Below are 12,903 nucleotides of genomic sequence, written 5' to 3'. Positions count from 1 at the left end.
AACACTATAATGATTATAAGAGGAAAATTAGCAAAATTAAACTAAAGGAAGTGATGAGGTGATACAAAGACAAAAAAAAATAGTTGAGACAATGGTATTTTCTATCCCAGCAATTATTCTAGTGAGTTTAACGATTTATATTCCCTTCCTAATGAGTAGTTACTATTCTTTAACAGAGTGGAATGGTATTTCAAAACAGGCAGTATTCATTGGATTTAGAAACTTTACTGCCCTTCTTCAAGGGAAAAAAGAATTTTTAACCTCCTTATGGTTTACTACTAAATATACGATAGGTTACGTTATATTGTCTAACTTAATTGCACTTTTGCTAGCAGTTGCTTTAACTAAACGATTTAGATTAGCTAATTTTTTTAGGGGTATATTTTTTGTGCCTTATATTATGAGTATGACTATTGTAGGGTTTATATGGAAGTTTATTTTTACCAGTGGCTTTGAAAAACTCTTTGAGTTTACGGGGTGGCAACTTTGGAATTATAGCTGGTTAGGCAGTTCACACCTTGTTTTTTACTCTGTTGTATTTGTTGGGGTATGGCAATCACTTGGTTTTTATATTGTACTTTACATAGCAGGTTTGCAGGCTATTCCTAAGGATGTACTAGAAGCAGCTACTGTAGATGGCGCTTCAAGTTGGCAAAAGTTTTCTAGAGTAACGTTACCTTTACTAGGTCCATCTTTTACAACTTGTATTTTTATGGCTTTAACTAACGGATTAAAGGTATTTGATATCATTTTAGCTTTAACTAAAGGAGGACCAGGAACAGCGAGTAATAGTGTGACACTTCAAATTTATAAGGAGGCATTTACAAATAATAATTATGGTTTAGGTTCAGCAGAGTCCATTATTTACTTCCTTTTTGTCCTTATTCTTACACAAGTAGTATTAAGTGCATTTAGAAGGAAGGAGGTAGATTTATAATGACCCTCAAAAACCAAAAAATGATATATAAAGTAATTTTGATGATTTGTTTAACAATGCTTGCCTGTATGTATATTTATCCTGTTTTTTTAATGTTTATGAATTCCTTTAAACCTTTTGGTGAAATTATAGCTAATGTATTAGCTTTTCCCAGCAAACTAGATTTGAGTAACTATATCTATGTTTTTAACAAGATGAAATATTTACGCTTATTTAGGAATAATGTCATTATTACAGTGATTGGTATTGTAGGCATTATTATTTTTTCATCTATGGCAGCTTATATTTTGGATAGGAGAAGAGGAAAGTATTCGAGCGTTGCCTATGCTTTGATTATTACACCGATGCTGATTCCTTTTCAAACCATTATGCTTACTTTATTAAAGTCAATGAATACCCTTCATTTATCAGGGAGTAAGATTGGGTTAGGTGTGCAGTATTGGGGATTTGGTATTCCTATGGCAACCTTTATCTTTTATAACTTTATGAAAACTATTCCTATAGAAATTGACGAAAGTGCCAAGATAGATGGGGCATCTACCTTTACAATTTATATAAAAATTATCTTCCCACTCTTAAAGTCCGTAACGGTAACAGTCATTGTACTTGACGTGATGTGGATATGGAATGACTTTTTACTACCCCTCTTGATGGTCAATACCAGTAATGAAACCAAAACATTGGTGTTAGCTGCATATACCTTTATTGGTCAGATGAACACCAAATGGAATTATGCTTTAACAGCAATGGTGATGGCGATTGTACCTTCTATTATTATCTTTATATTATTACAAAAGTATATTGTAGAAGGGGTGGTAGCAGGTGCAGTAAAAGGATAATGTGAATTTAATAGCTGATACGAGCTATTAAAATAGATTTTTCCCAATGGGATAAAAAAGGAGGGTTTTCAATGAAAAAGAAATGGATAAGTATTTTACTTAGTGCATCTATGGCAGCTCTTGTACTTGCAGGATGTGGAGGGGCATCAAAAGAAGCAGCAGAAAAAGCACCAGTGGCATCTAACCAATCACAACAAAAAGAAACACCAGCAGCAAAGCCAAACACTTCAGAAGAGCCATGTGAAATCTATATGTTTATTAATTCACCAGAGTATGCAGATGCTATGACAGAACTAATCGAAGCTTATAAAGAGGTAGCACCTCATGTAACAATTAATTATGAAACAACTCAAAATGATTATCCTACATTATTAAAAGCAAAAATTAATTCAGGTGATATTCCAGATATTTTTGCTTCTACTTCAGGAAAAGAAATTGATGTTTACCGTGAATATTCTTATGATTTAACAGGTCAGCCCTTACAAGGTACTATCCAAGAATCAGTGGCAGACGCTATGAAATCAGCGGAAGAAGGTGGAGGATTATACGGCATTGCTATTAAAGGTAATTATTTTGGAATTGTTTATAACAAAGATATCTTTGAAGAATGTGGTATTACTAGCTTTCCAAGTACAATAGCTGAAATGAAGCAAGCCTGTGAAACCATTAGTGCTAAAGGTTATAAACCTTTTACAACAGGTTTTAATGAATGGTGGGTATTTAAACATGTCTGGCAACATTATTTAGACGCAGCGGCTGAAAATGCTGGTATGGATGTATCTAAACTTGTTCAAATGTTTGAAAAAGGTGAAGCTAAGGTATCTGACTATCCAGAGCTTTATAATAACTTCTTTGAATTTATTGACTTAGCTGTAAAATATGGTGATGATAAACCTCTTGAAACTGCATTAGATGCAGAAATATCGGCTTTTGGAACAGGTAAAGCTGCTATGGTGGTTGGGCAAGGCGCTTGGATTGAAGCAGATGTGCTTTCAGTTAACCCTAATATTAAGATTGGTTTTGATGGCTATCCTGTTACAGATAAAGCTGAGCAGTGCCAAGTTATTTCTGGGTCTGACCAATCTCTTCATGTTTATAAAGATTCCAAAGTATTACAACCTACATTAGATTTTGTGAACTGGTGGTATACTTCTGATTATGGTAAGGAATGGTTTACCAATGTAGCGGGTGTTGTTCCTCCTATCAAAGGAGCGGCGGCATCTAACTATGCCATTATTAATCAAGGTGATGCACTATCTTCTCAAAAGGGGGCAGCAGCTTTAGCTGTATGTTATTCAACAGATAGCTGGCATGAAGTGTTTGGGGCTTTAATACAAGATTATATTGGTGGAGCAGTAGATAAGGATGCAACTTGCACAGCTATTGAAACACGTTGGAAAGAAATTGAAGGGGTTCAATAATAAAATAAGCTAAAGAGTATAGGCGTGGCGCTTAAGCACCATGCCTTATTAAAAATAAGGGGATATTAAGAAGGGAGTAGAGAGGATTATGAAGTTTACAGAAGGGTACTGGTTACGTAGTGAGAAGGTACAGGCATCATATGTCATGCAGGCTTTTTATGTAGAAAAAACATCTAGTGGTATGAGGATGTTCGCACCAGAACGTCCTATTACTAGGCGGTGTGATGCTCAAAATATAACCACATTAATAGTGGATTTTACTGCTTTTGCCCCTAATAATATTGCAGTAAGCATCAAGCATTATGAAGGATATCAAAATAAAGAAGCACGTTTTAAATTAATGGGTGCACAGGTACCTTATGAAGTGGAAATAAATGAGGCATTTGCTTTGATGACGTGTGGAGAGTTGGCTGTTCGAATTGATAGAAAAAGTGGTAGTTATCGTTTTGAAACTAATGGAAAGATAATTACTTCCTGTGATTTTCGTAATCAAGGCTATATTCGCTATGATAAACAACCGAGTACTATGCGGCCAGCAGCCAATTATTTATCGGATCTTTATACACCTTATATGGTGACAGAATTATCTTTAAAGGCAGGGGAACGTGTATATGGCTTTGGAGAGCAATTTACTGCTTTTTGTAAAAATGGGCAAGTAGTGGAATGTTGGAACGAGGATGGAGGCACTTCATCCGATGTTGCTTATAAGAATATACCTTTTTATGTAACGAGTGAAGGATATGGGGTCTATGTGGATCATATGATGCCAGTTTCCTTCGAGGTAGCTTCTGAGAAGGTAGAATATGTTGGTTTTTCAGTAGAGGGAGAAGAATTAAGGTATCATTTTATTTATGGGCCAACCATTAAGGAGGTAGTAGAGCGCTATACAAATATGACAGGAAAGCCAGCCTTACCACCAGCATGGAGCTTTGGACTATGGTTAACCACTTCTTTTACTACTAATTATAATGAAGCAACTACCAGTTCTTTTATTGACGGCATGGCAGAACGCCGTATCCCTCTTCATGTTTTCCACTTTGATGTCTATTGGATGAAGGCGCTTCGTTGGTGTGGTTTTGAATGGGATGATGAGACATTTGGGGATGTACCTACTATGCTCAAACGTTATAAAGAAGAAAAAGGTTTACATATTTGTGCATGGGTTAATCCTTATATTGCAGGAGGGACGTCTCTTTTCTATGAAGGGTTAGAAAAACAGTATTTCGTAAGACGTAAAGATGGAAAAGGGATAAAACAAACTGACTTTTGGCAACCAGGTCTTGCTTTTGTAGACTTCACAAATCCTGAGGCAACGAAGTGGTATACTTCTAAAATTAAGGCCTTGTTAGAAGTAGGAGTAGATTGTGTAAAGACAGATTTTGGTGAAAGAATACCCATAGATGTGATGTATGAAGATGGTTCGGATCCTGTGTCTATGCATAATTATTATACATACCTCTACAATCAAGCCGTTTTTAAAGCAATACAAGAAGTAAAAAAAGATAATGAGGTAATGGTATTTGCAAGAAGTGCTACTGTAGGGAGCCAGCAGTTTCCTATTCATTGGGGAGGAGACTGTTCAGCAAATTATCCTTCCATGGCAGAAACTTTACGTGGTGGTTTAAGCCTGGCACTTTCAGGTTTTTCATATTGGAGTCATGATATCTCTGGTTTTGAACAAACAGCCACACCTGATTTATATAAAAGGTGGGTGCAGTTCGGACTTTTATCTTCCCATAGCCGTTTACATGGCTCATCTAGTTATCGTGTACCTTGGTTATTTGATGAAGAGGCCTGTGATGTACTTCGTTATTTTGTAAACTTAAAATGTATGCTGATGCCCTATATTTATCAGATGGCAGTTATCTCTCACCAAACAGGTATTCCTCTACTAAGGCCTATGGTGATGGAATTTGAAAAAGATAGAGGAACTAAAGATTTAGACATGCAGTATATGTTAGGTGACTCCCTCTTAGTGGCTCCCATCTTTAATGAAGAAGGAAGAGGATGCTTCTATTTGCCAGAGGGAAGCTGGACCTATTATTTCACAGGTCAAGTTTATGAAGGTGGCAGGTGGTATGAAGAAACCTATGACTATTTTCATTTGCCACTTTTTGTACGTGAAAATACACTTCTACCAGTAGGCAAAAATAAAGAAAAACCAGATTATGATTTTTGTGAGGGGATAGAGCTACATCTCTATCAATTACAAGATAAGTGCCAAGTAGTTTGTAAGGTTCCTAATTTAAAAGGAGAAGTAGTGCTACAGGTTGAAGCACGAAGAGAAGGAAATAAGCTATCCGTTAAACTCAACACATTATTAGGTGAACCAACTCTTATTATTCACAGTGAGCATGGTAATAAAGAACCTAGAAATATACAGCTTAAAGGAAAAGAAGTAGAGATTATAATGGATTAGAGAAAGGGGACCATATGCGGTATATACATATAAATGAAAATGGCATTTATCTTGTATTTGTTGTTTCAAAGGAGAACCAGTTAAAGCTCTTACATTTTGCTTCAGTGCCTTATGATAAAAAAAGAATAATTAATGAAGGACATTTAAAAGAAGGTTTTCAGTTTGTCCAACTGGATTGTGCAGGTTTTGATAGACCTTATGAAAGACACGGTAATAAATATGTAGTGACCTCACCAGGATGTTTACTTGAATATGTGGAGATGAGTGAAAGTATAAATGAACAAGGAAAACACTTAATCATTGTCCAAGAAGAACCTGTATCTAAGTTAAGAGTAACTTCCAGCATTCAATTTTTTACAGGTGTACAGGTAGTGAGATTTTCTCATACAGTAGAGAATAGGGGGGAGAAAAGTCAGACCTTAACCTATTTATCCTCCTTTAGTTATACAGGATTTGAAAAAGAGGGAGAGAGTTTTGCACAGGATAAAATACATCTTAGTATTCCTCATAACGGTTGGCAAAAGGAACTTAATTGGCGAACCTATACTTTATCTGAGTTAGGTTTTTCAAAAACCCAATATCATTCTATAGGGAGAACCTCTAAGTGTATCGAAGTAACCAATACAGGGAATTGGTCAACCAAAGCGTATTTACCCATGGGATTTATAACGAATAAAGAGGCAAATATAGGACTAATTTGGCAAATTGAACATAATGGCTCTTGGCATTACGAAATAGCTGATCAAAATGATTATATGCTACTAAATGTGAGTGGGCCAACAGAAATTCAATCTCATTGGAGTCAAGTATTAAAACCAAAAGAAACCTTTACTAGCGTTCCTGTGGCAGTTGGTGTTTCGGATGCTTCTTTTGACCAGGCAATAGGAGAACTGACGAAATATCGTAGACGTATACGCCGCAAAAACAAAGACAATGAACATTTACCCATCATTTTTAATGACTATATGAACTGCTTATGGGCAGACCCTACAACAGAAAAGGAGCTTCCACTTATTCAGAAAGCTGCCCAACTTGGTTGTGAGTATTATGTAATAGATGCAGGGTGGTATGACTCTGGGTACTGGTGGAATAAAGTTGGAGAATGGAAGGAAAGTCTAGAGCGCTTTCCAAATGGAATAAAGGAAGTGACAGACACTATTAGAGCATTGGGGATGATTCCAGGAATTTGGCTAGAACTAGAGGTAATGGGCGTTGAATGTGATATTGCAAAAAAAGTACCAGATGATTGGTTTTTTGTGCGCCATGGAAAACGTATTTATGATAGAAGCCGTTACCAATTAGATTTTCGTAATCCAGAAGTTGTGAATTACATTAATCAAGTTATGGAGCGTATTATTACTGAGTATGGTGTAGGTTATATTAAGCTAGATTATAATATTGAACCAGGAATTGGGACAGAGCTTGGGGTAACAAGTGTTGGGCAGGGCCTCCTAGAACATGAAAGAGCCTATCTTAAATGGTTAGATAGTTTATTTGAGAGATACCCCAACCTTGTTATTGAAAACTGCTCAAGTGGTGGCCTGAGAATGGATTATGCATTGTTAGCAAGATGCAGCATACAATCCACTAGTGATCAAGAAGAATTTTTAAACTATGCTATGATTTCAGCTAATGCAGCAACAGGTGTAGCACCTGAGCAAGCTGCAATATGGTCTTATCCTTTAAAGGAAGGGGATAAAGAGGAAGTTATCTTTAATATGGTCAACGCACTTTTACTTCGTATTCACCAATCAGGTCATATAGTAGAATTATCTAATGAACGTTATCAATTAGTAAAAGAAGGCATTGAGTTTTATAAATCTATTCGGAGTGAGATTAAAAAGGGCCTACCTTATTGGCCACTTGGTCTTGCAATGTGTGAAGATAAGTGGATGTGCTATGGTTGTGATATAGAAGAAAAGCGAACGGCTTATATGGCAGTATGGAAGGTGGGAGGGGAAGAGGAAAGGATAAGTCTACTGCCAGTTCCAAAAAGAAAGCAAATTGACCCCAATCAAGTGAAGGTAACACTCGCCTATCCTATATCAGAAACAGTAGAATTTAATTACGAAGCTGAAAGAGGAACCTTAGAGGTTGTATTCTCACATGCCTACATGGCTAGAATATTTAAAGTAAATTATTAGAACAACAATAATTTAAAGGGGGATACATAAGGTAAATAGAGTAGTGTTAAAGGTTGGTTATTTAAAATGCCAAGTCCATTTATAAAGCTAAATGGGCTTGGCATTTTGTTGTAGATAATAATTAAAAACGTCGTGAAGTTCAGGAAACTTCTTGTTAAGAAGGAGAGGCTTTCCTTCAGCATCTAAAAAGCAATGGCGAGATTTACCAGTAGCTACAATTTGATTAGAATTTCTATTTTTCATGACATAATCAAGAGTAAACTTAAGACCACGATACTCAGTGACTTTAAGTTCAATTTGGATTTTATCGTTAAAAGTTGTACTTTTCTTGTAAAGACATTCAATGCCAATAACAGGAGAAACAATTCCAAGGCTTTCAAGTTTGGCATAGCTCCAGCCAATTTGTTCTAAGAAATCAACACGGGCTTCTTCCATCCAACGAATATAGTTGGAATGATGGGTTATACCCATCTTATCTGTTTCGTAATACTGTACGTGATGGATATAGGGTTGCATCATAACCTCCATAAGATAGATTTATGCATACTAGACACATAGGTGCTTAAAGTAATTCTTTGATGTTATTTTAAAGCTATTGCTAATTTTTTGCAAATAATTTTATAAAATTAAGTAAAAATAAAAATAGAATAAGGGGAATAACTGGAAAGGAAGATGCGGTAATGAGTCAGATATGGTATAATTTTAAGGGTTAAGTAATATTAAAATAGTATAGAAGATTATAAAATAAATAAAAGAATAAAAAATAGAATTACCTGTGTGGTTAAAGGGGGTTAGAATGTATAAAAACAGGTGAATAATGGAAAGGAGTACCTAATATGTCAGTTTATCTTCTTGTGTCAGCGGTTATTATTATCGCATGTGTGGTATTTAATAAGGTCTCTAGTAAGCTAGGGATACCGATGCTATTGTTATTTATTTTGCTTGGAATGTTCTTCGGAAGTGATGGAATTATAAAGATTCCCTTTGATAATTTTAATTTTGCCGAACAAATATGTTCGGTAGCTCTTATATTTATTATGTTTTATGGTGGATTTGGGACAAAATGGAGTGAGGCTAGACCGGTTGCTACTAAAGCTGTTTTACTTTCTACACTGGGGGTTGTCCTAACCGCCGGCATTACTGGGTTGTTTTGCTATTTTGTATTAAAAATAGAACTACTAGAGAGTTTATTAATTGGTTCAGTAATTAGCTCGACAGATGCTGCCTCTGTGTTTTCCATACTTCGTTCAAAGAATTTGAATATGAAATATAATACAGCTTCTTTACTTGAAGTAGAAAGTGGAAGTAACGACCCTTTTTCTTACATGCTTACGATAACGTTACTATCTCTTATGAGTGGTTCAGTAAGTGGTGAAAAAATTGCCTATATGTTATTTGCACAGATTGTATATGGTATAGGGATTGGAGTCATTACTGCCTATATGGCTATTCGTATATTAAAAAGGTTTAACTTTGCAACGGAAGGCTTTGATACTATCTTTATCTTTGCACTTGTTCTTTTTTCCTATGCAGCACCTACTTTACTAGGAGGAAATGGCTTTTTAAGTACTTATATTTTTGGAATTATTTTAGGGAATAAACCCCTTCGTAATAAAAAATCATTGGTACATTTTTTTGATGGAGTTACAGGTCTTATGCAGATGGTGGTTTTCTTTTTGCTTGGACTTCTTTCCTTCCCTTCAGAATTACCCAAGGTTGTAGTACCTGCACTTATCATTGCTTTATTCCTCACCTTTGTTGCAAGGCCATTAGCTATAGGATTACTCCTTGCACCCTTTAGATGTAAGCTTAATCAGCAAATACTGGTAGCTTTAGCGGGTTTACGTGGAGCAGCCTCTATTGTCTTTGCTATTATGGCTATGACTAGTCCAGCCTATACACGAAATGATGTTTTTCATATCGTCTTTTGTATCGTTTTATTCTCCATATTGCTACAAGGTTCTTTGCTACCTTATCTTGCTAAAAAGTTAAATATGATAGATGAAGAAAGCAATGTTTTAAAAACTTTTAATGACTATATCGAAGAGGTTCCAGTACAATTCATACAGCTTACCATTAAGCAGAATCATTTATGGGCTGGAAAGGTTATTCGTGATATACAGTTGCCACCTGATACGTTAATTGTTCAACTTATACGTGGTGAGGAAAGAATAACACCAGATGGCAATACTGTGCTATGTGCGGGAGATGTACTTGTGTTAAGTGCAAAATCTCCAGAGACTATTGATAATTTTTACCTAACAGAATTATCACTAATAGATGGTCATGAGTGGATTGGTAAAAATGTATCTTCTATTAAGCTAGAGCCAAGCAAGCTAGTAGTTATGATTCAAAGAGAGGGAGAAATTATTATTCCCAATGGAAATACTACTTTAAAACTAAATGATAAATTGGTTATTAATCAATATGTTTAAAGGGATTAAAGAATCAGTATATAAAATAAAAAAGAGTTCCTATAAATCCTATTTATTAGGAGATATAGGAACTTTTATATTAATGATGTGAGAACTTTTAGAAAAAACTATTGACTTGGAGTGAACTCGAAGTGATACAGTTAAGAGGACAAAATAAAGTAGTGAGGAGAGAAAAAATGAAAAAATTAGGTTTTGGATTTATGCGTTTACCTTTACAAGCAAATTCACAAGAGATTGATACAGATAAAGTCTGTCAAATGGTAGATACTTTTTTAGAAAGAGGCTTTACTTATTTTGATACGGCCTATATGTATCATGAAGGAAAAAGCGAAGCACTATTAAGAGAAACCTTAGTAAAACGCCATGCAAGAGAAAAATATGAGATAGCTACAAAACTTCCTACTATGTTTTTGAAAACAGAGGAAGACCAAGAACGTATCTTTAATGAACAACTAGAAAAATGTGGTGTAGAGTATTTTGATTATTACTTACTTCATAACCTAAATATAAATAACTATAGAACCGTTACAAAACTTAATAGTTTTGAATTTGTTAAGGAGAAGAAAAAGGAAGGAAAGGTCAAAAAGATAGGTTTTTCTTTTCATGATAGTCCAGAATTATTAGAAGAGATTTTAAGAGCTCATCCAGAAACAGAATTTGTTCAGCTTCAAATCAATTATGTGGACTGGGAAAATGCGAGTATTCAATCAAGAAGGTGTTATGAAATTGCTCAGAAGTATAATAAGCCTATTATTGTTATGGAGCCCGTTAAGGGTGGTACTTTAGCTAATGTACCAGAGGAAGTAGAAAAATTATTTAAAGAGTATGCCCCCAATAGGACAGTTGCATCTTGGGCAATTCGTTATGCAGCAAGCCTTGAGGGTGTCATGGTTGTTTTAAGTGGTATGTCTAATATGAAGCAGCTACTGGATAATACAGGATATATGGAGGACTTTAAAGTACTTACTAAACAAGAGCAGGAAATTGTGAAAAAATCTGTAGAACTTATTAATGAAGCTACAGCTATTCCTTGTACGGCTTGCAGATATTGTACAGAGGATTGTCCGAAACAGATTGCTATTCCTACTTATTTTTCTCTTTACAATATGGAAAAGTTTACAAAGTCTAAAGGTGATTCCCTTCAACGGCTTTATTATACTAATTACACTGAGAAATACGGTAAGGCATCAGAGTGTATAGGGTGTAAACAGTGTGAAAAGCATTGCCCACAGCATATCCAAATTATAGAGTGCTTAAAGGATGTCGCAGATCTTTTCGAGACACCTATTCAATAAGCTAAGGGGAAAAAGTGAAAGAAAGGAGAATAGAGTATGCTTCAAACAAAAACAAAGAAAACTATTACAGCAGGAATGCTTATTGGATTAGGGCTTATCTTACCTTATTTAACGAGCCATGCTTTTGGTATTCCAGGAACTATATTGTTACCTATGCATATTCCTGTATTAGTTATAGGACTGAGTTGTGGCCCCTTTTATGGAGGAATAGGTGGTTTAGTTACCCCCTTACTGAGTGCATTACTGACAGGAATGCCACCTATTTATCCTATGCTACCTATTATGATGGGTGAATTAGGTACTTATGGTTTAGTGAGTGGACTCTTATTACATAAGACAAAATTAAAAGGTTCTAAACGAGGTATTTATCCAGCACTTTTAGGGGCTATGGTAAGTGGACGATTGATATATGGAGTGATTTTTTCTATCTTATTTTTCTTAAATAATGAGATGAAGGCTCTTTCTGTAGGAGCAGCTATTTTAACGGGGTTACCAGGTATATTGGTACAATTATTAGTGGTACCACCTGTTGTTATAGTTATAGGGCATGGGATAATGGATAGACAGCAATTAGAGAAGGGGGATAAGATGTTAGAAGAAGCTAAAAAGATGATTAAAGAAGAGGTGGCAACCTGCATTGTCATAAAAGAAGATCGTATCTTAAAAGCAGAAAATGGGCGTGGCATTCAACCAGTTATTTATCTATATGAGGAAAATTGTTTAGAGGATGCTTTAGTAGTAGATAAAATAGTAGGGAAGGCGGCAGCTATGGTACTTACTCTCGGTAAAGTTAAAGGTGTTTATGCACAAACCATGAGTAAGGCAGCTAAGGCCTATCTTGAAGAGCAGCATATAGAAATAGCTTATGAGCGTTGCATTGATGTCATTAACAATCGTGAAGGAAATGGCATTTGCCCAATGGAGAGAGCAGTTATGGGGATAGATGACCCTAGTGAGGCTTTAGAAACTTTAAAAGAAACACTTATTAGTCTTAGAAAAATGGCATAAGGAGGTACGCTATGACCATTACAGAAGTGAGTGAGCAGTTTGCATTATCAGCAGATACACTTAGATACTATGAAAGAATTGGTTTAATCCCACCAGTAACACGTAATAAAAGTGGAGTTCGAGACTATGGGGAAGAAGATATAAAATGGGTAGAGTTTATTAAATGTATGCGTAGTGCAGGTATGCCTATTGAAACACTTATTGAATATGTGAATATGTTTAGACAGGGAGAGGTGACTAAACAAGCAAGAAAAGAGCTTCTTATTGGAGAACGTAAAGCATTAATAAAGCGCATTCAAGAAATGCAAGAAACCCTTGCTCGTTTGGATAAGAAGATTGCAGCTTATGATGAGAAGGTATGTATTAAGTAATGTAAAATAAGCTATATTCTGATAAAATTTAAGT

General features: G+C 35.4%; 10 protein-coding genes. 9 read left to right on the top strand and 1 reads right to left on the bottom strand.

All coding sequences use genetic code 11. From position 1 onward, the window contains the following. Positions 1–58: 58 nt before the first annotated feature. The 5 genes from CS063_RS13130 (at position 59) to CS063_RS13110 (ending at position 7,760) form a co-directional block, all read left to right on the top strand. Positions 59–937: a carbohydrate ABC transporter permease gene (locus CS063_RS13130; protein ID WP_308415508.1), complete on the top strand. Its 879-nt coding sequence runs from the start codon at positions 59–61 to the stop codon at positions 935–937. Next, a complete protein-coding gene (locus CS063_RS13125) occupies positions 937–1,776 on the top strand; it encodes a carbohydrate ABC transporter permease (RefSeq protein WP_099450164.1) in 840 nt (279 codons plus the stop codon). The genes CS063_RS13130 and CS063_RS13125 overlap by 1 nt, the downstream gene beginning before the upstream one ends. Positions 1,777–1,847: 71 nt before the next feature. Further along, a complete protein-coding gene (locus CS063_RS13120) occupies positions 1,848–3,197 on the top strand; it encodes an ABC transporter substrate-binding protein (RefSeq protein ID WP_099450163.1) in 1,350 nt (449 codons plus the stop codon). 88 nt (positions 3,198–3,285) lie between these two features. Beyond that, positions 3,286–5,616, top strand: a complete 2,331-nt coding sequence (gene yicI / locus CS063_RS13115; RefSeq protein ID WP_099450162.1) for an alpha-xylosidase — start codon at positions 3,286–3,288, stop codon at positions 5,614–5,616. Positions 5,617–5,630: 14 nt separating this feature from the next. Next, on the top strand, positions 5,631–7,760 hold the full coding sequence (locus CS063_RS13110) for a glycoside hydrolase family 36 protein (RefSeq protein ID WP_099450161.1): 2,130 nt from the start codon (positions 5,631–5,633) through the stop codon (positions 7,758–7,760). A gap of 87 nt (positions 7,761–7,847) precedes the next feature. Here CS063_RS13110 and CS063_RS13105 read toward each other — a convergent pair whose 3' ends face one another. Further along, positions 7,848–8,279: an acyl-CoA thioesterase gene (locus CS063_RS13105; protein ID WP_308415507.1), complete on the bottom strand. Its 432-nt coding sequence runs from the start codon at positions 8,277–8,279 to the stop codon at positions 7,848–7,850. Between the two features lie 317 nt (positions 8,280–8,596). Between CS063_RS13105 and CS063_RS13100 the strand changes: the two genes are divergently transcribed. The 4 genes from CS063_RS13100 (at position 8,597) to CS063_RS13085 (ending at position 12,869) form a co-directional block, all read left to right on the top strand. Then, a complete protein-coding gene (locus CS063_RS13100; protein ID WP_099450159.1) occupies positions 8,597–10,195 on the top strand; it encodes a potassium/proton antiporter in 1,599 nt (532 codons plus the stop codon). A gap of 176 nt (positions 10,196–10,371) precedes the next feature. Then, positions 10,372–11,490: an aldo/keto reductase gene (locus CS063_RS13095; RefSeq protein ID WP_099450158.1), complete on the top strand. Its 1,119-nt coding sequence runs from the start codon at positions 10,372–10,374 to the stop codon at positions 11,488–11,490. A 36-nt stretch (positions 11,491–11,526) separates the two neighbouring features. Beyond that, entirely contained in the window at positions 11,527–12,498 is a 972-nt protein-coding gene (locus tag CS063_RS13090) for an ECF transporter S component (RefSeq protein WP_099450157.1), read from the top strand. A gap of 11 nt (positions 12,499–12,509) precedes the next feature. Continuing rightward, the gene (locus CS063_RS13085) at positions 12,510–12,869 is read left to right on the top strand and encodes a MerR family transcriptional regulator (RefSeq protein ID WP_099450156.1); all 360 of its coding nucleotides are present in this window, start codon (positions 12,510–12,512) and stop codon (positions 12,867–12,869) included. Positions 12,870–12,903 lie beyond the last annotated feature (34 nt).

Source organism: Sporanaerobium hydrogeniformans (genome assembly GCF_002735925.1).
Lineage (GTDB): Bacteria > Bacillota > Clostridia > Lachnospirales > Cellulosilyticaceae > Sporanaerobium > Sporanaerobium hydrogeniformans.
Note: the sequence above shows the minus strand (reverse complement) of the source record. Positions and strands in the feature narration are given on the sequence as shown.

Coding starts and splice junctions, on each gene's coding strand:
- CS063_RS13125 (WP_099450164.1), top strand. CDS start 937: ATGACCCTCAAAAACCAAAAAATGATATATAAAGTAATTTTGATGATT.
- CS063_RS13120 (WP_099450163.1), top strand. CDS start 1,848: ATGAAAAAGAAATGGATAAGTATTTTACTTAGTGCATCTATGGCAGCT.
- yicI (WP_099450162.1), top strand. CDS start 3,286: ATGAAGTTTACAGAAGGGTACTGGTTACGTAGTGAGAAGGTACAGGCA.
- CS063_RS13110 (WP_099450161.1), top strand. CDS start 5,631: ATGCGGTATATACATATAAATGAAAATGGCATTTATCTTGTATTTGTT.
- CS063_RS13105 (WP_308415507.1), bottom strand. CDS start 8,279: ATGATGCAACCCTATATCCATCACGTACAGTATTACGAAACAGATAAG.
- CS063_RS13100 (WP_099450159.1), top strand. CDS start 8,597: ATGTCAGTTTATCTTCTTGTGTCAGCGGTTATTATTATCGCATGTGTG.
- CS063_RS13095 (WP_099450158.1), top strand. CDS start 10,372: ATGAAAAAATTAGGTTTTGGATTTATGCGTTTACCTTTACAAGCAAAT.
- CS063_RS13090 (WP_099450157.1), top strand. CDS start 11,527: ATGCTTCAAACAAAAACAAAGAAAACTATTACAGCAGGAATGCTTATT.
- CS063_RS13085 (WP_099450156.1), top strand. CDS start 12,510: ATGACCATTACAGAAGTGAGTGAGCAGTTTGCATTATCAGCAGATACA.